Below are 20,906 nucleotides of genomic sequence, written 5' to 3'. Positions count from 1 at the left end.
GGGCGGCCGCTCGGGGCGGCCGTTCAGGGCGCTCTGGCGGGCGCGGTGCCGAGCGTCAGCCGCAGCTCCAGCGACTGCTTGCCGCGCAGCACGCCGAGCCGCACTCTGCGGCCGGGCTTGAGCGTGTCGATCGCGTCCGTCAGCTGCTCGACCGAGCGGACCGTCACCCCGTCGAGCGAGGTGATCACGTCGCCGCCGAGCAGCAGCGTCTCGCCGTCGGCCTGGCTCTCGATCGAGCCGCCGCGCAGGCCGGCGGCCTGGGCCGGCGAGCCGGGCGTGACCGTCTGCACGAGCACGCCGGCCTTCGTCCGCAGCTGCACGGTCGCGAGCCGGTCGTCGATCGTGACGGCGGTGACGCCGAGCCAGGCGTGGCGCACGCTGCCGGTCTTCTTCAGCTCCTTCAGCCGCTGCTTGGCGGTGTCGATCGGGACTGCGAAGCCGATCCCGGCGGCGCCGCCGTCGTTGCCGCGCGTGGCGATCCCGATCACGCGGCCGGAGGTGTCGAGCAGCGGGCCGCCGGAGCTGCCGGGCTGGATCGCGGCGTCGGTCTGGATCGCCTGCCCGATCGTGAAGCCGTTGGACGCCAGCAGCTGGCGCCCGAGCGCGGAGACGACGCCGGTCGCGAGCGTGCGCTGGAGGCCGTACGGGTTGCCGATCGCGACGACCGTGTCGCCGACGCGGGCCGCCGCGGAGCTGCCGAGCGGCAGCGCCGGCAGCTTCTCGGCGCCGGCTTGGAGCTTCAGCAGCGCGAGGTCGTCGGAGGGGTCGCGGCCGAGCACGGTCGCGGTCGCGCCGCGGTGCTCGCCGAAGCGGACGCGGACCGTCTCCGCGTCGCCGACGACGTGCTGGTTGGTCAGCAGGTGGCCCGCGTCGTCGATGCAGAAGGCGGTGCCGGTCTCGCCGTCGGGCGCTCTCACGTAGACGACGCCCGGCGCGGCGCGCGTGTAGATGTCGTGGACGGTGAGCGCGTCGGTCGAGGGCGACGCCGACGGCGGCAGCGTCTCCCCCGCCATCGTCGCCTGCTGCACGATCGTCGTCGTCGAGCTGCGGCCGCTGACGCCGAGGGCGACCAGCGTGACGGCGACGACGGCGCCGCCGACGACCGCGGCGGCAAGGGGCGAACGTGCGAGCGCTCTCATCCGCATCCGAGTGTCGCGAGCCGCTCTGAAGCTGCCCTAAAGCGCCCGCGCGGCCACGGCCACGAGGTCAGACGAGGTCGTCGTCGAGGCGCGTCAGCGCGCGGCAGGCCGCTTCCATGTCGTCGGAGCGCATCAGCGCCTCGCCGACCAGCACCGCGTCGACGCCGACCCGCTCCAGCTCGTCGAGCTGGTCGCGGTGGACGATCCCCGACTCGGACACGACCGTCTTGCCGGCCGGCACGTCGGCCAGCAGCTCGAACGTCCGCTGCAGGTCGACGGTGAAGTCGGTCAGGTCGCGGTTGTTGATGCCGATCACGTCGGCGTCGACGCGCTCCAGCGCAATCTCCAGCTCCCGCTCGTCGTGGACCTCGACCAGCACGTCGAGGTCGAGCGAGACCGCCTCGCGGTGCAGCCGCGCCAGCTCCTTCGGCTCCAGCGCCGCGACGATCAGCAGGATCGCGTCGGCGCCGACGGCGGCAGACTCGTAGACCTGGTAGGTGTCGACGACGAAGTCCTTGCGCAGGATCGGCAGGCCGACGGCCGCCTTCGCGGCGCGCAGGTCGTCGAGCGAGCCGCCGAAGTGGTGGACCTCGGTCAGCACCGACAGCGCGGCGGCGCCGGCCCGCTCGTAGGCCTTCACGACCTCCTCGACCGTCGCGCCCTCGCGGATCGCGCCGGCCGACGGCGAGCGCCGCTTGTGCTCCGCGATCACGGAGATGCCCGGATGGACGAGCGCCTCGGCGAAGGGACGATCCTCGCCGCGGCCCAGCAGCGAGCGCTCCAGCTCGGCGATCGGCACCTCGCTGCGCCGCTGCTCCACGTCGCGTCGGGTGGCGTCGACGATCCGTTCGAGCACGTTGCTCATGCGGGTGCAAGCTCCTCTGTTGCTGTGACGTACCGCTCCAAGACGTTGCGCGCGTCGCCGCTGTCGATCGCGGCCTCCGCGAGCCGCACGCCGGCCTCCAGCGTGTCGGCGCGGCCGCTCACGTAGATGCCGGCGCCGGCGTTGAGGACGGCGATGTCGCGCGGGGCGCCGCGCTCGCCGTCGATGATGCGGCGCGCGATCGCCGCGTTGTCCTGCGGGCCGCCGCCGGTCAGCTGCTCGTAGCGGGCGCTGTCGAGGCCGACGTCGGCGGCGCTGACGGTCCACTCGGAGATCGCGCCGTCGCGCACCTCCAGCACGCGCGTCGGCGCGACCGTCGACAGCTCGTCGAGCCCGTCCTCGGAGGAGACGATCAGCGCGTGCTTGGCGCCCAGCCGCGCGAAGGCGCCGGCGATCGTGTCGTGGTAGCGGCGGTCGGCGACGCCGGTCAGCTGGCGCGTGACGCCGGCCGGGCTGGTCAGCGGGCCGAGGAAGTTCATCACCGTGCGGACGGCCAGCTCTCTGCGCACCGGGATCACGTACCGCATCGCCGCGTGATGGTAGGGCGCGAACATGAAGCCGAAGCCGATCTGCTCGACGCAGCGGGCGACGGCGGCCGGGTCGAGGTCGATTCTGGCGCCGAGCGCCTCCAGCACGTCGGCGGCGCCGGACTTGCCGGTCGCCGAGCGGTTGCCGTGCTTGGCGACCGCGCAGCCGGCCCCGGCGGCGATCAGCGCGGCGGTCGTGGAGACGTTGAAGGTCTGTCTGCCGCCGCCGGTGCCGACGACGTCGACGAGGTCGTCGCGGGCGATCTCGACGTGGGTCGCGAGCTCGCGCATCGTGCGCGCGAGGCCGGCCAGCTCGTCGACCGTCTCCCCCTTCGTGCGCAGCGAGATCAGCACGGCGGCGATCTGCACGTCGGTCGCGTTGCCGCTCATGATCTCGGCCAGCACGGCGGCGGCCGTGTCGGCCGACAGGTCCTCACCCGAGGCGAGCGCGTCGATCGCGCGCGTCAGCAGGTCGCGCGGCGCCATCAGGCGGCCGCCGTCCCGGCGCCCGCGCGGGCGCCGTCGAGGAAGTTGCGCAGCATCGCGTGGCCCTGCTCGGTCAGCACCGACTCGGGGTGGAACTGGATCCCCTCGGCCGGCAGCGTCTTGTGGCGCAGCGCCATGATCACGCCGCCGCCCCTCGCGGTCACCTCGAGCACGTCGGGCAGCGACGACTCCTCGACGACGAGCGAGTGGTAGCGGCCGACCGTCAGCGGGGACGGCAGGTCGCTGAAGAGCGTGCGGCCGTCGTGCTCGATCGGCTCGGTCTTGCCGTGGATCGGCTTGTGGCGGACGACCTTCCCGCCGTAGGCCTGGCCGAGCGCCTGGTGGCCGAGGCAGACGCCGAGCACCGGGATGCCGGCCGCCGGGAAGCGTCTCAGCACCTCCAGCGAGATGCCGGCCTCGTCGGGCGTGCAGGGGCCGGGCGAGACGATCACGCGGTCGTAGCCGCGCAGCAGCAGCTCCTCGACGGAGGCGTGGTCGTTGCGCACGACCTCGACCTCGGCGCCCAGCTCGCCCAGGTACTGGACGAGGTTGTAGGTGAAGGAGTCATAGTTGTCGACGACGAGGACGCGCATCAGGGCCACTCCGGTTGTGCCGCCGCGAGGGCGATCGCCTGGCGCACCGCGCGCGCCTTCGCCTCCGACTCGCGAAACTCGTAGTCGGGCTTCGCGTCGGCGACGGTGCCGCCGCCGGCCTGCACGTGCGCGACGCCGTCCTTGACGACGACGGTGCGGATGTGGATGCAGGTGTCGAGGTCGCCCGTGTAGGAGAGGTAGCCGATCGCGCCGCCGTAGCCGCCGCGCTTGACCGGCTCCAGCTCGTCGATGATCTGCATCGCGCGGACCTTCGGCGCGCCCGAGAGCGTCCCCGCCGGCAGGATCGAGCGGAGCGCGTCGAGCGGGCCGATGCCCTCGCGCAGCCGCCCGGAGACGCGCGAGACGATGTGCATCACGTGGCTGTACAGCTCGATCTCCATGTAGCCGTCGACGCTGACGCTGCCGTACTCGCTGACGCGGCCGACGTCGTTGCGGGCGAGGTCGACCAGCATCACGTGCTCGGAGGTCTCCTTCGTGTCCGCGAGCAGGTCCTCGGCCAGCTGCGCGTCCTCCTCGGCGTTCGCGCCGCGCGGGCGCGTGCCGGCGATCGGCCGCGTGCGCACGATCCCGTCTCTGAAGGTCAGCAGCGGCTCGGGGCTGGCACCGGCGATCTCGAAGTCGCCGAAGTCGAGGAAGTACATGTACGGGCTGGGGTTGACGGCGCGCAGGCCGCGGTAGATCGAGAACGCCTCGATCCCGACCTCGGCCGACCAGCGCTGCGACGGCACCACCTGGTATGCGTCGCCGGCGTGGATGTACTCGACGATCCGCGTGACCATGCCCTCGAACTGCTCGCGCGGCATGTTGCTGGTCAGCTCGACCGAGCGGTCGCGACCGGGCGCCGGCGGCCGGTCGGGACGCGGGACCGGGCCCGACAGCTTCCAGCGCACCTCGTCGATCGCCTCGATCGCGGCGGCGTAGGCGGCGTCGAGGTCGTCGGCCTCGGCGTCGACGTTGGCGAGGATGTGCAGCTCGTGTCTGAAGTGGTCGAAGGCGACGATCGCGTCCGTCAGCATCAGCGCCATGTCGGGCAGGCCGACCGGGTCCGGGTTCGGCTCGCCGAGCGGCTCGACGGTGCGCACGAGGTCGTAGCCGAAGAGGCCGACCGCGCCGCCCGAGAACGGCGGCAGCCCCGGCACCTGCGCCTGCTTGACGCGTGCCGCCGCGGCGCCCGCGAGCGCATACGGGTCGCCCTCGTCGCCGAGCGACCAGCGCAGCACCTCGCGCGGCTTGAAGCCGATGAACGACCAGCGCCCCTGGCGGCCCTGCTCGGCCGACTCCAGCAGGAACGACGGACCCTCGCCGCGCAGCTTGAGGAAGGCGGAGACGGGCGTCTCGATGTCGTCGACGAAGGTGTGGATCAGCGGCACGAGCGTGTGCTCGCGCGCCAGCTCGCGCACCTCGTCGAGCGACGGGGTGACGCGCGCTGCGGTCGTGGAGCGGTGGTCGGTCGCCATCGTCAGCGGCTGCGCTCGTCGAGGATCCGCTCGGCGTCGGCGAGCGTGAGGCCGCGCGTGTTGAGCAGCACGGCGAGGTGGTAGAGGACGTCGGCCGCCTCGTTGGCGACGCGCTCGTCGGTTTCCTCGCGGACCGCGCGCACGACCTCCTCGGCCTCCTCCTCGACCTTCTCGCCGGCCAGCGCCGGGTCGGCCAGCAGCTTCGCCGTCCAGGAGCCGTCGGGGCGCTCGGCGGCGCGCGCGGAGATCGTCCGCTGCAGCTCCGGCAGCACCTCGTACGGCGCCTTCGGCGTCAGGTCGCCGGTGTGGAAGCAGGTCCGCTCGCCGGTGTGGCAGGCGGGACCGGAGGGCTCGACGAGCGCGACGATCGCGTCGCGGTCGCAGTCGAGCCGCAGCGCCTTGACCTTCTGCGTGTTGCCCGAGGTGGCGCCCTTGTGCCACAGCTCGTCACGCGATCGACTCCAGAAGTGGATCTCGCCGGTCTCACGCGTGAGGCGGAGCGCCTCCGCGTTCATGTAGGCGAGCGTGAGGACCTCACCGGTGCGCCAGTCCTGCATGACGCATGGGGCGAGGCCGCTGTCGTCGAACGCGACGTCTAGATCGGGCATCGGTCGAGAGATTGTAGGGCTCCCGCTGGCGGACGCGCAGGCTGCCTGCCCACCCTGGGATTTCGACCAAACCTCACCAGATTGACCCAAATGTGTCCAAAAGTGTCCGGAGCTGTCATCCATGCATGCGCATGCAGCCGAACCTGAAGTGACCACCACGCTTCTCTCCCCGCCATGGAAGGCCCCCTCCCCGATGCTCGTGCTGTTCCCGATCCTGCTCGCGGCGACGATCGCCGGCGCCGCCCTGCTGCTGCGCGCTGAGCGCGCCCGCGGCGCCGCCGCCGGCGCCCGCGCCGACCTCCTCTCCGCCCGTCTCGACGCCGCGACCGCCACCGCCGTCGCGCTGCGCGACGGCCGCTTCGCCGCCGCCGCCGCCGACGCCACCGCCGCCGGCGAGCACGGCAACGCCGACCCGCTTGCGGACGCGCTCGGCGCCCACGCCGTCGCGCTGCGCGACGGGCTCGGCGACGACTCCTGCCTCGACGCGCTGCAGTCGCGCCTCGCCTCGCTCAGCGGCAACTGCCTGACCGACCTCGAACGGGCGCTCGCCGCCTTCGCCGACGGCGACCTGACGCGCGAGGTGACGCCCGTCACGACGCCGGTCGAGGCCGCGCCCGGCATGCGCGCCGGCGCGCTCGCCGACAGCTTCAACGTCGCGCTCGACCGCACGCAGAGATCGGTCGTCGCCTACAACGGCATGCGCGCGAGGGTGACCGCGATGCTGCTGGAGATCAGCGAACGGTCGCAGACCGTCTCCTCCGCGTCCGACGAGGTCGCGACCGCCTCGGCCGAGTCCGGCCGCGCGGTCGACGAGATCGCGATGACCGTCGGCGAGGTCGCCGCCGGCGCCGAGCGCCAGGTCCGCTCGGTCGGCGTCGCACGCGAGCTGACGCGCGCGGTCGTCGCGACCGTCACCGACTCGCGCGCCGACGCCGACGAGACGGTCGCCGCCGCGGCCCGCGCCGGCGCCGCCGCCGCGCGCGGCGGCGAGGTCGTCGCCGAGGCCACCGACGGGATGCGCGAGCTGGCCGCGATGTCGACGCAGGTCACCTCCGCGATGCAGGCGCTGAACGCGAAGTCGGAGCGGATCGGCGGGATCGTCGGCACGATCACCGGCATCGCCGAGCAGACCAACCTGCTGGCGTTGAATGCCGCGATCGAGGCCGCCCGCGCCGGCGAGCAGGGCCGCGGCTTCGCCGTCGTCGCCGAAGAGGTCCGCAAGCTCGCCGAGGAGTCGCAGCAGGCCGCGACCTCGATCTCCGGGATCGTCGGCGAGATCACCAGCGAGACCGACGCTGCCGTCGCGCAGGTCGCCGCCAGCGCCGAGCAGATCGAGGCCGGCGCCGCCTCGGTGATGGCGACCGACGAGGCGTTCGCCGCGATCGGCGGCGCGATCGGCGAGATGAGCGACCGGATCGAGCGGATCGCCGCCGCGATCGGCGCGATCGCCGAGCGCGCGTCGGAGATGGACTCGCGCATGAGCGACGTCGCCGCGATCGCCGGCCAGTCGTCGTCGGCGACCGAGGAGGTCTCCGCCTCGACCGAGCAGACCGCCGCCGCCTCTCAGCAGATCGCCGCCTCCGCGCAGCAGCTCGCCGGCACCTCGGCCGAGCTGGAGCGGCTGGTCGACCAGTTCACGCTCGCGGCGTGACGGTCACCAGCCGACCCACTCCGGCCCGAGCGTGACCGGCAGCTCGTCGGTGTCGAGCGGCAGCCGGTACTTGTCCGGGTTGGAGTGGTCGTACATGATCGTCGGGAAGTTGACGACGCGGACGTCGCTGTCGCCGATGTTGCGCTCGGCGTGCCAGACGCCGCGCGGGATCGTCACCAGCTTGCGATGGTGGGGCGAGAGGATCAGGCGCGACTCCTGGCCGCTCGTGGAGACGCCCTCGCGGGCGTCGTAGAAGACCAGCTCCAGCTCGCCGTCGAGGAAGGCGTAGCGGTCCTCGTGCTGGCGATGGATCCCCCACCCCTTCGCCCTCCCCGTCCTGATCGTGAACTGGTAGGCGAAGACGAGTTCATCGGGGCTGACGCCCCAGCGCGGGTCGTACAGCTCGATCACGCTGCCGCGCTCGTCGACGTGGGTGACGAGGTCGCGCACGACCATCCCCTCCGGCAGCGTCAACAGCGGCTTCCCGTCTGAGGTCACCGTCTGCACGTCACGGGCGATCGGCATCGCTGTCATCCTTCCGGTCCACGATGGGGGTCGACTTCACGATCGCGGTCCCGACTCACGACCGGCGCGAGACCGCGCTGCTCGCGGTTCGCAGCGTACTCGCTCAGACACGCCAGGCCGCCCGGGTGATCGTCCTCTGCGACGGCTGCAGCGACGGCACCGCCGAGGCCGTGCGCGCGCTCGGCGACGCGCGCGTGACCGCGCTCGATCTGCCGAAGGGCCCCGGCTACAGCTACGCCTGCCGCGATCGCGCGCTGGAGACCGACAGCGAGGTCGTGCTGTGGCTCGCCGACGACGATCTGCTGCTGCCCGACCACCTCGAGCGGATCGGCGCGTTCTGGGACACGGGCGCCTTCGACCTGGTCCAGACCGGCTCCGTCCAGGTCGCCCCCGACGACAGCTTGAGCTGGGTCCACAACGACTGGAGCGTGCCATCGCTGCGCAGACGGCTGGAGGGGGTCAACAGCAATCCGATGGCCTCCATCAGCGTGCGCAGATCGCTCGTGCTCGACGTCGGCGGCTGGGACGGGACGCTGCCGCGCTCGGCCGACTGGGATCTGTGGAAGCGGATGCTCGCCGCCGGCGCGCGCAGCGTCGCCAGCCCCGAGCCGACCCACCTCTACTTCAAGGGCACCGGCCGCGTGCAGGCGTGGGAGGAGCGGATCGCGCAGAACAGCGCCTGGCTGGAGCGGCTCGGCGATCCGGCGCGGCTGGCGCAGCTGCGGATCGAGCTGCGGCGGGTGCGCGACGCGCTGGAGGCGGAGACGCGCGACCGCGTCGACGAGGCGTGGCGCTGCGCGGACGACAACACCGCCTGGGCCCGCCGGACCGAGGCCGAGCGCGACCACGCCTGGCAGCGCGTCGCCGAGCTGGACGCGGCGCTCGCGGACGCGCGCACGGTGCTGGAGCAGCGTGACACGCGCGTGCAGGAGCTGGAGCTGCGGGTGGCCGGCGCCGAGACGGAGGCGGCGCGGCTCGGCTCGAGGCTCGCGCGGATCGAGCAGGGCCGCTGGTGGCGGCTGCGAGCGCAGCTGCTGCCGCTGGCACGCCGGCTCGGGCTCGCGCGCGGCTGACGCCCGCGCGCGGCTGAGCTACTCGATCCCGAGGCGGTCGAGCAGGCGCTCGTCGGTGCGCCAGCTCTTGCGGACGCGCACCGTCAGGTCGAGGTGGACGCGGCTGCCCAGCTCGCGTTCCAGCTCCTTGCGCGCGGCGGTGCCGATCGCTCTGATCATCCTGCCGCCGGCACCGATCAGGATGCCCTTCTGCGAGTCGGTCTCGACCCAGGCGACGGCGCGCACGTACATCAGGTCGTCCTCGCGCTGCTCGATCTCGCCGACCTCGACCTCGACCGCGTGCGGCACCTCCTGGCGGGTGCGGCGCAGCACCTGCTCGCGCACCAGCTCGGCCAGCAGGACGTGCTCCTCCTGGTCGGATCTGTCCTCGGGCGGGAAGAAGAAGGGTCCGATCGGCAGCATCTGCGCGAGGTGGTCGACGAGCGTCTGCACGCCCTGGCCGCCGCTCGCCGAGATCGGGAAGATCTCGTCGGCGACGTCGAGCTCGGCGGCGGCCTGCAGGACCACCGCGGTCTGGTGCTTGCTGACGCGGTCGATCTTGTTGACGGCGATCACGACCGGCAGCGGCGCCTGCTTCAGCAGCGCCGCGATGAAGCGGTCGCCGGGGCCGATCCCCTGCTCGGCGTTGAGCAGCATCAGCGCCGCGTCGGCGTCGCGCAGCTCGCTCTCGACGCGCCGCTGCATCCGCTCGGTCAGCACGTCGCGCGGGCGCTGGACGCCCGGCAGGTCGACGAGCACGAGCTGATGGTCGGGCGTCGTGCGGACGCCGCGGATCGCGCGGCGGGTCGTCTGCGGCTTGTCGGAGACGATCGCGACCTTCGCGCCGACGATCGCGTTCGTGAGCGTCGACTTGCCGACGTTCGGCCGGCCGGCCAGCACGACGAAGCCGCTGCGGGTTCTGGAGAAGTCGGGCAGGGCGCTCATCGTCAGGGCCGCACCCATCGCAGCAGCTCGGCCTGCAGCGCGAGCATCTCGCCGTCGTCGACCTCGTGGTCCATCCCGGTCAGGTGCAGCGCGCCGTGGACGACGGCCTCGCTGAGGTCCTCGGTGTGCGGCGGGCAGATCACGACGTCGCCCAGCTCGCGCTGATCCGGCGGGACCTGCTCCCAGCCGTCCTCGCCGTCGATCGGGAACGACAGCACGTCGGTCGGCTTGTCCTTGCCGCGATGGTCGCGGTTGAGCACGCGGATCGTTTCCGGATCGACGAACGCGACGGCGACGTGGCCGTCCTCGATCCCGGCGGAGGAGAACGCCAGGCCGCACAGCTCTTCGACGTCGATCGCGGTCAGCCCGTCGATCTCCGCGTCATCGAGCCCGATGACTTCGACTTCCAACATCGCCGGCAAGACTACGCGGAGCGCCGGTCCGAAGCGGGGCGCAGCTCCGGCGCCGACCGCTGCTGGTGCTCGTCGTAGGCCTCGACGATCCTCTGCACCAGCTTGTGGCGCACCACGTCCTCGCCGCCGAAGCGGACGAAGTCGATCCCTCTGACGTCGTGCAGGATCTCGCCGACGGTGACGAGGCCGGAGCGCTGGTCGTTGGGGAGATCGATCTGCGTCACGTCGCCGGTGACGACGATCTTCGAGTTGAAGCCCAGGCGCGTGAGGAACATCTTCATCTGCTCGGGCGTCGTGTTCTGCGCCTCGTCGAGGATGATGAAGGAGTCGTTGAGCGTGCGGCCGCGCATGAACGCCAGCGGCGCGACCTCGATCACGTTGTGCTCCAGATGCGCGATCACTCTCTCGGGATCGAGCATGTCGTGGAGCGCGTCGAACAGCGGCCGCAGGTACGGGTCGACCTTCGCCATCAGGTCGCCGGGCAGGAAGCCGAGCCGCTCGCCGGCCTCGACGGCCGGGCGCGTGAGGATGATGCGGTTGACCTCGCGCCGGCTCAGCGCCGCCGCCGCCATCGCGACCGCGAGCCACGTCTTGCCGGTGCCGGCCGGGCCGACGCCGAACGTGATCGTGTTTCTGCGGATCGAGTCGACGTAGCGCTTCTGGTTGACGGTCTTCGGCGCGACCTTGATCGAGCGGTGGCGCCAGATGACGTCCTCGAGCACCCTGCTGGGCGACTCGTGCTGGCGCAGCGCGCCGCGGATCGCCTGGATCGTGCCCGGCGCGATCTCGTGACCGCGCCCGACGAGGTCGGCGACCTCGCGCACGACCTGCTCGGCGGCCTCGACGGCGTCCGGCTCGCCCTCCAGCGTCAGGACGTTGCCGCGCAGCCAGACGCGGCAGTCGAGATCGTCCTCGAGCGTGCGCAGGACCTCGTCCTGGGTGCCCGACAGCTCGGCCGCGACGGCGTTGTCAAGCTCCAGCCTGCGCCGCACCGCCGTGCCGTCCTCTGCGGATGTGCTCGTGCCCGGCACTAGCTCTGCAGCGCCTCCCGGACGCGCGCGGAGACACGCTTGCCGTCCGCCCGGCCCGCGATGCGGCCCATCGTCGCCTTCATCACGCCGCCCATGTCCTTCGGCGAGCTGGCGCCGGTCTCGGCGACCGCCTCGGCGACGAGCACGTCGATCTCGGCGTCCGACAGCTCTGCCGGCAGATACGCGGCGATCAGCTCGGCCTCGGCCGACTCTCTCGCCGCAAGCTCTTCGCGACCGCCGCCCTGAAACTGCTCGGCGGCGTCGAGCCGGCGCTTGCGCTCACGGCGCAGCACGGCCAGCTCGTCCCCATCGCCTTCCTTCTCCGACTTCTGCAGCTCGGACAGGACGAGACGGAGCGCGCCGACGCGCTCACGGTCGCCCGCCTTCATCGCGGCGGTGATGTCAGTTCTCAGTTGTTCGGCGACGGTCACGGTTCATCAAGGATAGCCGCGCGCGCGGCGTCACCCCCGTTCGTCGAGCCGACGCGCTCCAGCTCCGGCGGGTTGCCGATCTGACCCAGCTCTGAGGTGTCGCGTGGGAACAGCAGCGAGACGGTCCAGTCGACCAGCAGGCGCGACTTGCGGTGCCAGCCGGGCATGTTCGCGAGGTGGTAGGTGCGGGCGAGGAACCAGGCCGGGAAGCCGCGCAGTCTGATCCCCATCGCGCTCGCCACGGCCTGGTGGCGGCCCATGTCGACGAAGACGCCCTTCGTCTTGTAGCGGAACGGGCGCACGCTGCCGGAGGCGCCCAGCTCGGCGGCGACGTTGCGGGCGACGCGTCTGCCCTGGCGGATCGCGTGCTGCGCCGTCGGCGGCGACAGCTCGCCCTTGCGCGCCGGGTCGCCGACGGCGGCGGCGTCGCCGATCGCCCAGACGTTGCGGTGGCCGTTGACGCGCATCGTCTGGTCGACCTCTATGCGGCCGCTTCTGCCGTGCAGCGGCAGGCCCAGTCTGGAGACGACCGGCGACGGCTTGACGCCGGCCGTCCAGGCGAAGGTGCGGCAGGGGATCAGCTCGCCGCCCTTGAGCGTGACGGTGCGGTCGGTGACGGCCTCGACGGTCGTGTTGGTGCGGATCTCCATCCCGCGCCCGCGCAGCTCGCGTTCGGCGAAGGCGGCCAGCCGCGGCGCGACCTCCGGCATCACGCGCTCGCGCGCCTCGACCAGCACGAAGCGGACGCCCTGCACGCGGCAGCGCGGGTAGAGGTCGATCACGTCGGTGACGAAGTCCTGCAGCTCGGCGATCCCCTCCAGGCCGGCGTAGCCGGCGCCGACGAACATGAAGGTGAGGTACTCGGCGCGCTGCTCGGCGTCGTGGATCGTCTCCGCGATCTCCAGCATCGTGACGGCGCGGTTGCGCAGCGCGATCGCCTCCGACAGCGTCTTGAAGCCGACCGCGTGCTCGGCCAGGCCGGGGATCGGCAGCGTGCGCGAGATCGAGCCGAGCGCGACGATCAGCTGGTCGTAGTGGAGGTCGTGGCTGCGGCCGTCGAGCGAGGCGACCGTGAGCGCGTTGCGGCCCGGGTCGGCGCCGGTCACGTGCCCGAGCCAGAGGTCGGTTCTTCTGAGCTGCTCGCGCAGCGGCACGACGACGTGGCGCGGCTCCAGCGTGCCCGCCGCCGCGCCCGGCAGCAACGGCGTGTAGAGCATGAAGTTGACGTCGTTGACGAGCGTGACGCGTGCGGCGTGATGCGGCAGCCGGCGCTCCAGCCCGCGGGCCGCGTAGTAGCCGCCGAAGCCGCCGCCGGCGATGACGATGTCCCAAGCCATGTCGGAAGGCTATGCCCGGATCGCGATCGCGCCAAGCGATCCGGCGCGTGCCGCCTCGCGCGCGCCGAGCGTGCCGCCTCGCGCGCGCCGAATCTGGTTGGCTACGGCGCGATGGACGACCGGCGGGTGCTCTTCTTCGGCGACTCCTTCGTCGCCGGCGCGGGCGATCCGCGCGGCTGCGGCTGGGTCGGCCGCGTGACCGAGGCCTGCTGGCCGCTGACGCCCTACAACCTCGGCGTGCGCGGCGAGACCTCGGTCCAGGTCGCCGCCCGCTGGCAGGCGGAGGCGTGGCCGCGGCTGCGGTCCGGCGCGCGCAGCGGCGTCGTCTTCGGCGTCGGCGCCAACGACGCCTGCAGCGAGCAGCCGGGCGAGCCGCCGCGGGTCTCGCCGGAGCGCTCGCGCGGCGCCCTCACCGAGCTGCTCGACGCCGCCGCGCTGCTGGAGCTGCCAGCCTTCGTCGTCGGCCCGCCGCCGGTCGGCGACGCGGCCGCCGACGCGCGCGTGCGCGAGCTGAGCGAGCGCTTCGGCGAGCTGTGCGCGGCGCGCGACACGCCGTACGTGCCGGTCGCCGAGGCGCTGCTGCGCGACGGCACGTGGCTGGCCGAGGCGGCCGCCGGCGACGGCGCCCACCCCGCCGAGGGCGGCTACGACGCGCTCGCCGCGCTCGTGCTCGCCGGCGGCATCGGCGACTGGATCCGCGGCTTCTGAACGCGGCGGCGCGCCCGCGCGTGACGCCGGCTCCCGCGCGCCCGCGGCCCGCTCAGTCAGCCGCGAGCAGCAGCGCGCACCATTCCCCGCGCTCGACCCGCGCGCGCTCGCGCAGGCCGTGGGGCGCGAACGCGGCCGCGATCTCGTCGCCCTCGTGGACGAGCAGCCCGGAGGCGATCAGCCGCCGCGGCGGCTCGGGCAGGTCGGCGGCGTACTCCAGCAGCAGCGGCCGCAGCAGGTTCGCCAGCACCGTCGGCGCGGCCGGCATCGTCTCGCTGCGCAGGTCGCCTCTGCGGACGTCGAGCGTGACGTCGTTGACGGCTGCGTTCTCGATCGTCGCGTCGACGCTGAGCTGGTCGTAGTCGACCGCCACGACCGGCTCCCAGCCGAGCTTGGCGGCGGCGATCGCGAGCACGCCCGAGCCGCAGCCGACGTCGACCGCCGGGCCGCGCTCAGGCGAGCTGTCGGCCAGCTCCAGCAGCAGCTCCAGGCACAGGCGGGTGGTCGCGTGCGAGCCGGTCCCGAACGCCTGCGCCGGGTCGATCACCAGCTCGATCGCGGTCCCCTGCGACGGCTCCCACGGCGGCCGCACGGCGAGCCGGTCGCCGAGCACGAGCGGCTTGTGGAAGTCCTTCCAGCGCTCGCTCCAGTCGTCGGGCAGCTCGCTGGTGGTGACCTCGACGAGCGCGCCGCCGACGGCCGCTCTCAGGTCCGGCAGGTCGGGCAGCTCGCCCGGCGAGCCGTAGACGGCGTACTCGACCCAGTCGCCGGCGTCGACCTCCTCGACGCCGCTCGGGGCCAGCTCCAGCAGCTGCGCGAGCGCGATCTCCGCGTCCTCGCGCGCGACTCTCAGGGCGAGCCGGATCATGCGCCGAAGGCCCGCTTGAGCTTCGAGAAGACGCCTTCGTCGGAGCGCAGGTTCTCCTCGCCGAGCGAGTCGGCGAGCTGCTGCATCAGCTCCTTCTGCGCATGCGAGAGCCTGCGCGGGATGACGACGTTGACGACGACGCGCAGGTCGCCTCTGCGGCCGCGTCGCAGCGCGGGCATGCCCTTGCCGCGCAGCGTCAGCTGCTCGTGCGGCTGCGTGCCGGCGGGGATCTCCAACGCGACCGGGCCGTCGAGCGTCGGCACGTCGAGCGTCGTGCCGAGCGCGGCCAGCGGCGCCGCCACGTCGAGCACGGTCACGAGGTCGTCGCCGTCGCGCACGAAGCGCTCGTCCTGCTTGACGCGGATCAGCACGTAGAGGTCGCCGGAGGGGCCGCCGTGCTCGCCGGCGTGACCGCGGCCGGAGAGGCGGATCCGCTGGCCGTCGGCGATGCCGGCGGGGACGTCGACGCTGACCGTCAGCTTCTGCACGACACGGCCGCGCCCCTGACAGGTCTTGCAGGGCGACTTCGGCACGCGGCCGTCGCCGCCGCAGACGTCGCACGCGGTCGCGCGCACGACCTGGCCGAACGGGGTGCGCGTGACGGCGCGCAGCTGACCGGAGCCGCCGCAGCGCTCGCAGGTCTCGATCGGCGTGCCCGGCTCGGCGCCGTTGCCGTGGCAGGTCTCACAACGGGCGACCGCCTCGTAGGAGACCTCGACCGGTGTGCCGGTCGCCGCCGCGGCGAGGTCGATCGTCGCGGTGACGGCGACGTCGCCGCCCTGCGCCGGGCCGCCGCGGCCACCGGCGCCGCCGAAGACGTCACCGCCGAAGAAGGCGTCGAAGATGTCGGAGAAGGAGCCGAAGCCGCTCGGCTGGAAGCCGCCGTTTCTGAGGCCGTCGGCGCCATAGCGGTCATAGGTCGCGCGGCGCTCGGGGTCCGACAGCACCTCGTACGCCTCGGCCGCTTCCTTGAACTTCGACTCGGCCTCGGGGTCGTGACTGTTGACGTCCGGGTGCAGCTCGCGCGCGAGGCGGCGGAACGCCTTCTTGATCTGGTCGGCGTCGGCGTCACGCTCGACGCCGAGCCGCTCGTAGTAATCGCTCGCGGTGGGCACCCCTCAATGGTATGTGACCGCGCGCGGATCAGCCTTCGTAGACGTCCTCGACGAAGCGCGACAGCTGGTGCGCGGCGGCGCGCACGGAGCGGATCGCGTGGTCGTAGTCCATTCGCAGCGGACCGAGCACCGAGACGGTGCCCAGCGACCGCCGCGGCAGGCCGTAGCTGGCCGCCACGAGCGCCAGCGAGCGCAGCGCCGGCGCCTCGTTCTCGCTGCCGATGCGGACGTAGACGTCGCGCTCGCCGAGCGCGTGGCCGAGCACGCCCAGCAGCGTCACGCGCCGCTCGAGCAGTTCCATCACCGCGTTCAGCTGGGCGACGTCGGTGAGGCCGAAGTCGCTCACGACGCGGGCCGAGCCGTCGACGTAGAGCGTCTGCTCGGTGGTGTCGGCCAGCTCGGTGAAGACGGGCGATATCGCGTCGATGAAGCCGCGCTCGCGGATCCCCAGCGACGGGTCGGCGAGCCGCTGGCGCAGCTTGTGCGCGCCGAGGCCCATCCCGATCAGCTGCTCGTTGAGGAAGCTGGCGCCCCAGTCGGCGAGCCCGGGATCGACCTGCTGCTCGAAGGCGAAGACGCGCTTGGTGACGCCGCCGGTCGAGGTGATCACGACGACCGCGAGCACCTGCGGCTGCAGCAGCAGCACCTCGACGTGGCGGATCGTCGCCGTCTCGATCGGCGGCGCGGAGACGATCGCGAGCAGGTTGGTCACCTGCGACAGCGTCTCGGTCGTGACGCGCATCGCCTCGTCGACCTCGCGCCGCACCAGCGACAGCGCCAGCGGCGGGGTCGCGACGACCGCCGTCGGCGCCGGCTGGCTCAGCAGCCGGTCGACGTAGTAGCGGTAGCCGCTGTCGGTCGGGACGCGGCCGGCGGAGGTGTGCGGATGCGCCAGCAGCCCGTGCTCCTCCAGCATCGCCAGCTCGTTGCGGACCGTCGAGGGCCCCCATTCGACCCCGGCCGCGAGCGCCTTGGAGCCGACCGGCTGGCCGCCTGCGAGGTAGCCCTCGACGACCAGTCTGAGGATCAGCTCCTGACGCGGGGTGAGCATCCCTCTCATTCTAGGAGGGGCCTGCCACGGAAGGGCTCCGGTGCTTTTCCTCACCCTTTCGATCGAAAAGCGCCCATCGGCCAGCTTCGCTTTATTGCTCAAGGTTGTTCATCGACAACCCGAGAACATGTCCATCGGGCAGGGGAACGGCCCGAGAGAGACAGGGACGACGGGGAAGGGACCACTGGGATGACGCTTGGGAGAGCGTGGAAGGGACCAGCGAGCGCCGCGTGCGCGCTCGCGCTGCTGGGCGCCGTGCCGTCGGGAGCGGCCGCGGCGACCACGAGCAGTGAGCCGCATCCGGCCGCGGCGCGCACCTTCGAGGGTGGCGCCGCCGGCTGGACGGCGACGGTGAGACAGGACGGCAACGGACTGACCTGCTCGGGGCTGCTCCACATCCCAGGGGTGACCTGCCCCGTCGTCTCGAACTCATGGCAGGCCGGCGGCGGCGACGGATTCCTCAGAACGAACGTCGCGACGACCGTCGGCCTGCTGTCGACCACGACCGTCGACTGGACCAGCCCCAGCTTCACGGTCGCCGCCGCACCCGACCTCGCCAGCCTCGGCTATGAGCTGCGCGGCTCCAGCGGCACGCTGCTCGACCTCGGCACCGCGACCGTCGGCGCCGACCTCGTCGACCTCGGCACGAGAACGACCGCGCCGCTGGCCAGAGCGGCCCCGCCGCCGCTCTCCAGCGTCTTCGTCGGCGCCGGCGGGAGCGTCTCCCCCGCGCTGCTGCAGGCCGGGCACAGCTACGCGATCCGCATCCGCCTGACGCTGCCGACACCGGTCGGGCTGGCCGTCTCGGGAGCGGTCGAGCTGGACGACGTCGCGCTCCAGCTGACCGACCTGGCGCCGCCGACCGACCTCAGCGCGACCGTCGCCGCCGACACCGTCGGCGTGCGCGTCCACGGCGCGGTCGACTCGCACGGCCAGCCGACGACGGTCACCGTCGACTACGGCCCGACGACCGCCTACGGCGCGACCACCAGCGCCGTCGTCAACGGCAGCGGCCCGCAGCCGTGGTCGCTGGCGCTTGCGGGGCTGAGACCGTCGACCGAGTACCACTACCGCGTCAGCGCCAGAAGCGCCGACGGCGCGCTGCAGAGCGGCGACGGCAGCTTCACCTCGCCGGCCGCGCCGGCGCAGGACGGCGCGCCGATGCTGATCGGCAGCTTCACCAGCCAGCAGCGGATCGCCGTCTTCGACCTCGACGCGTCGGTCACGAGCGCCGTCGTCGAGGTGCTCGACAGAGACGACGGGACCGTCCTCTCCAGCTTCCCCGACAGCGACCTCGACGGCTCGGTGACGATCTCGATGCCGACCAGACCGGGCGTCTACCGCGTCCGCGTCAGACGCACCCGCAGCGGCGGCGCGACCGCCAGCCCGACCGTCGAGGCGGTCTGGGACGTCGACGTCGTGCCGCCGAGCGTCGCCGGCACGCTCGTGATCGTCTCGCCCTACTCGTCGTCCGAGCGGGCGCGCACGGTGACCGTGCTGGGCCGGCCGCTGGACGCCGTCAGCGCGCAGGTGCGGACGCTCGACGCGGACGGCAGAGCGGTCGGCGCGACCGGCGCGCTCGGGAGCGACGGGTCGGCCGCGGTGACGCTGCCCGAGACGGTCGGCAGCTACCGCGTCGAGATCGCCTTCGCCGACGCCGCCGGCAACAGCGCCAGCGTGCGCAGCCTGCCGCTGCAGCTGACCGCGCCGGTGACGCAGCCGCCCGACGACGGTGGCGGCGGCGGTGGCGGCGGCACGAGAACGCCCGACGACAGCGCCAGAGGCGGCGGCGCGGGCGGCGGCGGCGGGACCGACGGGATGGAGAGAGCGAACGCGGTGATGCCGTATCCGCTCGCCGTCGCGACCGTCCGCTGCGCGATCACGCCCGGCAGCTCGGTCCGGCCCGCGGCGCACGCGGGGATCTGCCCCGGCCGCCGTGTGATCGGGCGGATCGCGCCGCTGCGGCGCACCGTCGGCGGCGTGCGGGTGACGCTGCGGGCGCAGGTGCCGGCGACGATCGGCGGCGCCAACACGCTCGCGTTCGCCGTCGGGCAACGCGGCGGACGGCTGCGCGCCGTCCGCTGGACGCTGAACGGCCGGCCGCTGAGAGGACCGACGCTGCGCGCCGCGCAGCTGCGGTCCGATGGCGGGCGGCAGACGCTGACGGCGCGGTTGGTCCCTCGCGCCGGCAGAGCGGTGACGGTGCGTGTGATCTTCCGCACCAACGCCGCGTAGTGCAGCAGGGGGTTCGCACGGCGCGCGGCCAACCACCGTGCGAACCGCGCTGCGCATCACGCCGCGCCCGGGTTCCCCCACCCGGGCGCGGCGCCAGCTTCTGCGCCAGGCCGCGGCGCGCGCCCGGCCGGCGCGCGCTGGCCGCCCTACGGGACGACGATCTCCGCGACGGCGTTGCGGATGATCCGCGTGTCGCCCTGTCTCGCCTCGGCTGAGACGGTCGCGACGCCGTCGGCGACGGCCTTCACCTTCGAGGTCACGACGACCTCCTGCTCCAGCACGCCCATGCCGCGGAACTGGACCGACAGCGCTCTCAGCGCCTGCGGCCCGCCGGCCGCCTCGGTCTGCGCGCGGGCGACCTGCGCCATCGACCAGAGGCCGTGCAGGATCCGCCCCGGCAGCCCGACCGACTGCGCGAACTGCTCGTCGATGTGGATCGGGTTGAAGTCGCCGGAGGCGCCGGCGTAGCGGACCGTCAGGAAGCGGTCCGGCGTGGTCTTCAGGGCGGGCAGCTCAGCGCCCGGCTCGAACTCGGCGGCCATGCTCACGCTCCTCGCACGAGCATCTTCCAGATGCCCGTCACGACCGGTTCGCCGGCCTCGTCGACGGTCGCGACCTCGAAGTCGTAGAAGCCGAGGCCGCCCTTCTCGCTGATCGCCTGGACGCTGGTGGTCGTCGTCAGCTCCTCGCCGGCGATCACCAGCCGCTCCCAGCGGAACTCCTGCCCGCTGTGGACGAGCATCGCGAAGTCGATCCCGACTTCCGGGTCGAACAGCGCCGGCCCGACCGACGGCTGCTGGTAGACGACCGCGAACATCGGCGGCGCGACGACGTCGGCGTGGCCGGCCGCGCGCGCGGCGGCGACGTCGAGGTGGAGCGGATTCGTCTCCCCCGTCGCGGCCGCGAACTCCTTGATCTTCTCGCGGCCGACGGCGTAGACGACGGGGTCGTAGCGCTTCCCGATCGCGTCGGTGTTGACAGGCACCTGACTCCTTTCGTTTCAGAGGATCGACGGCACCGCGCCGCCGTCGGCCGACCAGGCGGCGCCGACGACGTTGGCGGCCCGCTCGGAGCAGAGGAAGACGACCACGTCGGCGATCTCGGGCGGATCGGCGAGCTGGCCGCGCGGCGTTCTCGCGGCGGCGGCCTCCAACGCCTGCGCGCGCGTGATCCCGCGCGCGGCGGCGGCCTGGTCGGCGAGGCCGCCGGGCGCAATCCACAGCTCGCTCGCGGTCGGGCCGGGCGTGACCGCGTTGACGAGCACGCCGCGCGCCGCCCACGCCTCCGCGTAGGCGCGGCTGAGCGCGAGCTGTGCGCTCTTGGTGACCGAATAGGCGACGTTGGTGGCGGAGGAGCGCTTGCCGGACGACGACGCGACGTTGACGATCCGGCCCCAGCCGGCCTCCGCCATCAGCGGTGCCGCGGCCGCCATCAGCCGCTCGGGCCCGCGCACGTTGAGCTGCCACTGCAGCTCCCAGTCGGCCTCGCTGAGCTGGCCGAGCGGGATGTTCGCCGAGCTGCCGGCGTTGTTGACGAGCACGTCGAGCCCGCCGAGCCGCTCCTGCGCGGTCGCGACGATCCGCTCTGCGGCGGCCGGATCGGTGACGTCGGCGGCGAGCACCTCAGCGCCCTCCGGAGCGGCGTCGCGCAGAGCTGCCTCGCCGCGCGCGACGAGCAGCAGCCGGGCTCCCTCGGCCGTGAGCGCCGCGGCGACCGCGCGGCCGATCCCGCTCGACGCGCCGGTGACGACGCAGCGCCTGCCGTTGAGCCCGAGGTCCATCGCGCCATTGTCGCGCGCGGCGCGCCGCGATGCCGACCGGTCGCTCCCGG

At 73.2% G+C, this 20,906-nt stretch carries 22 protein-coding genes; 4 read left to right on the top strand and 18 right to left on the bottom strand.

Annotation, left to right across the window (positions count from 1 at the left end):
- Positions 1-23 precede the first annotated feature (23 nt).
- The 6 genes from Q7L73_RS00430 to hisIE form a co-directional block, all read right to left on the bottom strand.
- Positions 24-1,139, bottom strand: a complete 1,116-nt coding sequence (locus Q7L73_RS00430; protein ID WP_304688037.1) for a S1C family serine protease — start codon at positions 1,137-1,139, stop codon at positions 24-26.
- Positions 1,140-1,206: 67 nt separating this feature from the next.
- Positions 1,207-2,004, bottom strand: coding sequence for an indole-3-glycerol phosphate synthase TrpC (trpC, locus tag Q7L73_RS00425; protein ID WP_304688035.1), 798 nt, complete (start codon positions 2,002-2,004; stop codon positions 1,207-1,209).
- Complete coding sequence (trpD, locus tag Q7L73_RS00420) at positions 2,001-3,035, bottom strand: anthranilate phosphoribosyltransferase (RefSeq protein ID WP_304688033.1); 1,035 nt, start codon at positions 3,033-3,035, stop codon at positions 2,001-2,003. The genes trpC and trpD overlap by 4 nt, the downstream gene beginning before the upstream one ends.
- The gene (locus tag Q7L73_RS00415; protein ID WP_304688031.1) at positions 3,035-3,628 is read right to left on the bottom strand and encodes an aminodeoxychorismate/anthranilate synthase component II; all 594 of its coding nucleotides are present in this window, start codon (positions 3,626-3,628) and stop codon (positions 3,035-3,037) included. Before Q7L73_RS00415 ends, trpD begins: the two co-directional genes overlap by 1 nt.
- Complete coding sequence (locus Q7L73_RS00410) at positions 3,628-5,106, bottom strand: anthranilate synthase component I family protein (RefSeq protein ID WP_304688029.1); 1,479 nt, start codon at positions 5,104-5,106, stop codon at positions 3,628-3,630. Before Q7L73_RS00410 ends, Q7L73_RS00415 begins: the two co-directional genes overlap by 1 nt.
- Positions 5,107-5,108: 2 nt before the next feature.
- Complete coding sequence (gene hisIE, locus Q7L73_RS00405; RefSeq protein ID WP_304688027.1) at positions 5,109-5,714, bottom strand: bifunctional phosphoribosyl-AMP cyclohydrolase/phosphoribosyl-ATP diphosphatase HisIE; 606 nt, start codon at positions 5,712-5,714, stop codon at positions 5,109-5,111.
- 193 nt (positions 5,715-5,907) lie between these two features.
- Between hisIE and Q7L73_RS00400 the strand changes: the two genes are divergently transcribed.
- Complete coding sequence (locus Q7L73_RS00400; RefSeq protein ID WP_304688026.1) at positions 5,908-7,365, top strand: methyl-accepting chemotaxis protein; 1,458 nt, start codon at positions 5,908-5,910, stop codon at positions 7,363-7,365.
- Positions 7,366-7,368: 3 nt separating this feature from the next.
- Here Q7L73_RS00400 and Q7L73_RS00395 read toward each other — a convergent pair whose 3' ends face one another.
- Positions 7,369-7,890: a cupin domain-containing protein gene (locus tag Q7L73_RS00395; protein ID WP_304688024.1), complete on the bottom strand. Its 522-nt coding sequence runs from the start codon at positions 7,888-7,890 to the stop codon at positions 7,369-7,371.
- Positions 7,891-7,913: 23 nt separating this feature from the next.
- Between Q7L73_RS00395 and Q7L73_RS00390 the strand changes: the two genes are divergently transcribed.
- Complete coding sequence (locus tag Q7L73_RS00390; protein WP_304688022.1) at positions 7,914-8,963, top strand: glycosyltransferase family 2 protein; 1,050 nt, start codon at positions 7,914-7,916, stop codon at positions 8,961-8,963.
- Positions 8,964-8,981: 18 nt separating this feature from the next.
- Here Q7L73_RS00390 and era read toward each other — a convergent pair whose 3' ends face one another.
- From era to Q7L73_RS00365, 5 genes are read right to left on the bottom strand one after another with little or no spacing between them, the layout of a single operon-like run.
- The gene (gene era, locus Q7L73_RS00385; RefSeq protein WP_304688020.1) at positions 8,982-9,905 is read right to left on the bottom strand and encodes a GTPase Era; all 924 of its coding nucleotides are present in this window, start codon (positions 9,903-9,905) and stop codon (positions 8,982-8,984) included.
- Positions 9,890-10,300: an rRNA maturation RNase YbeY gene (ybeY, locus tag Q7L73_RS00380; RefSeq protein ID WP_304688018.1), complete on the bottom strand. Its 411-nt coding sequence runs from the start codon at positions 10,298-10,300 to the stop codon at positions 9,890-9,892. Before ybeY ends, era begins: the two co-directional genes overlap by 16 nt.
- 11 nt (positions 10,301-10,311) lie before the next feature.
- Positions 10,312-11,292: a PhoH family protein gene (locus tag Q7L73_RS00375; protein WP_304688016.1), complete on the bottom strand. Its 981-nt coding sequence runs from the start codon at positions 11,290-11,292 to the stop codon at positions 10,312-10,314.
- A gap of 38 nt (positions 11,293-11,330) precedes the next feature.
- Complete coding sequence (locus tag Q7L73_RS00370) at positions 11,331-11,762, bottom strand: GatB/YqeY domain-containing protein (protein WP_304688014.1); 432 nt, start codon at positions 11,760-11,762, stop codon at positions 11,331-11,333.
- Positions 11,759-13,099 carry an NAD(P)/FAD-dependent oxidoreductase gene (locus Q7L73_RS00365; protein ID WP_304688012.1) on the bottom strand — a complete coding sequence of 447 codons (1,341 nt, stop codon included), beginning with the start codon at positions 13,097-13,099 and terminating at the stop codon, positions 11,759-11,761. Before Q7L73_RS00365 ends, Q7L73_RS00370 begins: the two co-directional genes overlap by 4 nt.
- Positions 13,100-13,210: 111 nt before the next feature.
- Between Q7L73_RS00365 and Q7L73_RS00360 the strand changes: the two genes are divergently transcribed.
- Positions 13,211-13,807, top strand: a complete 597-nt coding sequence (locus Q7L73_RS00360) for a GDSL-type esterase/lipase family protein (RefSeq protein ID WP_304688010.1) — start codon at positions 13,211-13,213, stop codon at positions 13,805-13,807.
- Between the two features lie 52 nt (positions 13,808-13,859).
- On the opposite strand, the gene Q7L73_RS00355 is transcribed toward Q7L73_RS00360, so the two are convergent.
- Genes Q7L73_RS00355 through hrcA form a run of 3 tightly spaced genes read right to left on the bottom strand, consistent with a single transcriptional unit; the run spans position 13,860 to position 16,841 of the window.
- Positions 13,860-14,675 carry a 50S ribosomal protein L11 methyltransferase gene (locus Q7L73_RS00355; RefSeq protein ID WP_304688008.1) on the bottom strand — a complete coding sequence of 272 codons (816 nt, stop codon included), beginning with the start codon at positions 14,673-14,675 and terminating at the stop codon, positions 13,860-13,862.
- On the bottom strand, positions 14,672-15,790 hold the full coding sequence (gene dnaJ, locus Q7L73_RS00350) for a molecular chaperone DnaJ (protein WP_304688006.1): 1,119 nt from the start codon (positions 15,788-15,790) through the stop codon (positions 14,672-14,674). The genes Q7L73_RS00355 and dnaJ overlap by 4 nt, the downstream gene beginning before the upstream one ends.
- A gap of 28 nt (positions 15,791-15,818) precedes the next feature.
- On the bottom strand, positions 15,819-16,841 hold the full coding sequence (gene hrcA / locus Q7L73_RS00345; protein ID WP_304688004.1) for a heat-inducible transcriptional repressor HrcA: 1,023 nt from the start codon (positions 16,839-16,841) through the stop codon (positions 15,819-15,821).
- 189 nt (positions 16,842-17,030) lie between these two features.
- Here hrcA and Q7L73_RS00340 point away from each other — a divergent pair, with 189 nt between their 5' ends.
- Positions 17,031-19,076 (top strand): hypothetical protein, encoded by a 2,046-nt coding sequence (locus tag Q7L73_RS00340; RefSeq protein ID WP_304688002.1) that lies wholly within the window; start codon positions 17,031-17,033, stop codon positions 19,074-19,076.
- 146 nt (positions 19,077-19,222) lie between these two features.
- Here Q7L73_RS00340 and Q7L73_RS00335 read toward each other — a convergent pair whose 3' ends face one another.
- The 3 genes from Q7L73_RS00335 to Q7L73_RS00325 are packed head-to-tail and all read right to left on the bottom strand — an operon-like array spanning position 19,223 to position 20,856.
- Positions 19,223-19,618 carry a MaoC/PaaZ C-terminal domain-containing protein gene (locus tag Q7L73_RS00335; protein ID WP_304688000.1) on the bottom strand — a complete coding sequence of 132 codons (396 nt, stop codon included), beginning with the start codon at positions 19,616-19,618 and terminating at the stop codon, positions 19,223-19,225.
- Positions 19,619-19,620: 2 nt separating this feature from the next.
- Positions 19,621-20,061, bottom strand: coding sequence for a MaoC family dehydratase N-terminal domain-containing protein (locus tag Q7L73_RS00330; RefSeq protein WP_304687998.1), 441 nt, complete (start codon positions 20,059-20,061; stop codon positions 19,621-19,623).
- 15 nt (positions 20,062-20,076) lie between these two features.
- Entirely contained in the window at positions 20,077-20,856 is a 780-nt protein-coding gene (locus Q7L73_RS00325; RefSeq protein WP_304687996.1) for an SDR family NAD(P)-dependent oxidoreductase, read from the bottom strand.
- Positions 20,857-20,906: the final 50 nt, after the last annotated feature.

The sequence above is a fragment of the Conexibacter sp. CPCC 205762 genome (assembly GCF_030646155.1).
Taxonomy (GTDB): domain Bacteria; phylum Actinomycetota; class Thermoleophilia; order Solirubrobacterales; family Solirubrobacteraceae; genus Conexibacter.
This window is presented reverse-complemented; position numbering and strand designations above follow the sequence as displayed.

Excerpts from the sequence above, each read along its gene's own strand:
- Q7L73_RS00340 (WP_304688002.1), top strand. The coding sequence starts at position 17,031 with ATGACGCTTGGGAGAGCGTGGAAGGGACCAGCGAGCGCCGCGTGCGCG.
- Q7L73_RS00395 (WP_304688024.1), bottom strand. The coding sequence starts at position 7,890 with ATGCCGATCGCCCGTGACGTGCAGACGGTGACCTCAGACGGGAAGCCG.
- Q7L73_RS00325 (WP_304687996.1), bottom strand. The coding sequence starts at position 20,856 with ATGGACCTCGGGCTCAACGGCAGGCGCTGCGTCGTCACCGGCGCGTCG.
- ybeY (WP_304688018.1), bottom strand. The coding sequence starts at position 10,300 with ATGTTGGAAGTCGAAGTCATCGGGCTCGATGACGCGGAGATCGACGGG.
- Q7L73_RS00400 (WP_304688026.1), top strand. The coding sequence starts at position 5,908 with ATGCTCGTGCTGTTCCCGATCCTGCTCGCGGCGACGATCGCCGGCGCC.
- hrcA (WP_304688004.1), bottom strand. The coding sequence starts at position 16,841 with ATGCTCACCCCGCGTCAGGAGCTGATCCTCAGACTGGTCGTCGAGGGC.
- Q7L73_RS00365 (WP_304688012.1), bottom strand. The coding sequence starts at position 13,099 with ATGGCTTGGGACATCGTCATCGCCGGCGGCGGCTTCGGCGGCTACTAC.
- Q7L73_RS00335 (WP_304688000.1), bottom strand. The coding sequence starts at position 19,618 with ATGGCCGCCGAGTTCGAGCCGGGCGCTGAGCTGCCCGCCCTGAAGACC.
- Q7L73_RS00360 (WP_304688010.1), top strand. The coding sequence starts at position 13,211 with ATGGACGACCGGCGGGTGCTCTTCTTCGGCGACTCCTTCGTCGCCGGC.
- hisIE (WP_304688027.1), bottom strand. The coding sequence starts at position 5,714 with ATGCCCGATCTAGACGTCGCGTTCGACGACAGCGGCCTCGCCCCATGC.
- Q7L73_RS00430 (WP_304688037.1), bottom strand. The coding sequence starts at position 1,139 with ATGAGAGCGCTCGCACGTTCGCCCCTTGCCGCCGCGGTCGTCGGCGGC.
- Q7L73_RS00355 (WP_304688008.1), bottom strand. The coding sequence starts at position 14,675 with ATGATCCGGCTCGCCCTGAGAGTCGCGCGCGAGGACGCGGAGATCGCG.
- era (WP_304688020.1), bottom strand. The coding sequence starts at position 9,905 with ATGGGTGCGGCCCTGACGATGAGCGCCCTGCCCGACTTCTCCAGAACC.
- Q7L73_RS00410 (WP_304688029.1), bottom strand. The coding sequence starts at position 5,106 with ATGGCGACCGACCACCGCTCCACGACCGCAGCGCGCGTCACCCCGTCG.
- trpD (WP_304688033.1), bottom strand. The coding sequence starts at position 3,035 with ATGGCGCCGCGCGACCTGCTGACGCGCGCGATCGACGCGCTCGCCTCG.
- trpC (WP_304688035.1), bottom strand. The coding sequence starts at position 2,004 with ATGAGCAACGTGCTCGAACGGATCGTCGACGCCACCCGACGCGACGTG.
- Q7L73_RS00390 (WP_304688022.1), top strand. The coding sequence starts at position 7,914 with ATGGGGGTCGACTTCACGATCGCGGTCCCGACTCACGACCGGCGCGAG.
- Q7L73_RS00415 (WP_304688031.1), bottom strand. The coding sequence starts at position 3,628 with ATGCGCGTCCTCGTCGTCGACAACTATGACTCCTTCACCTACAACCTC.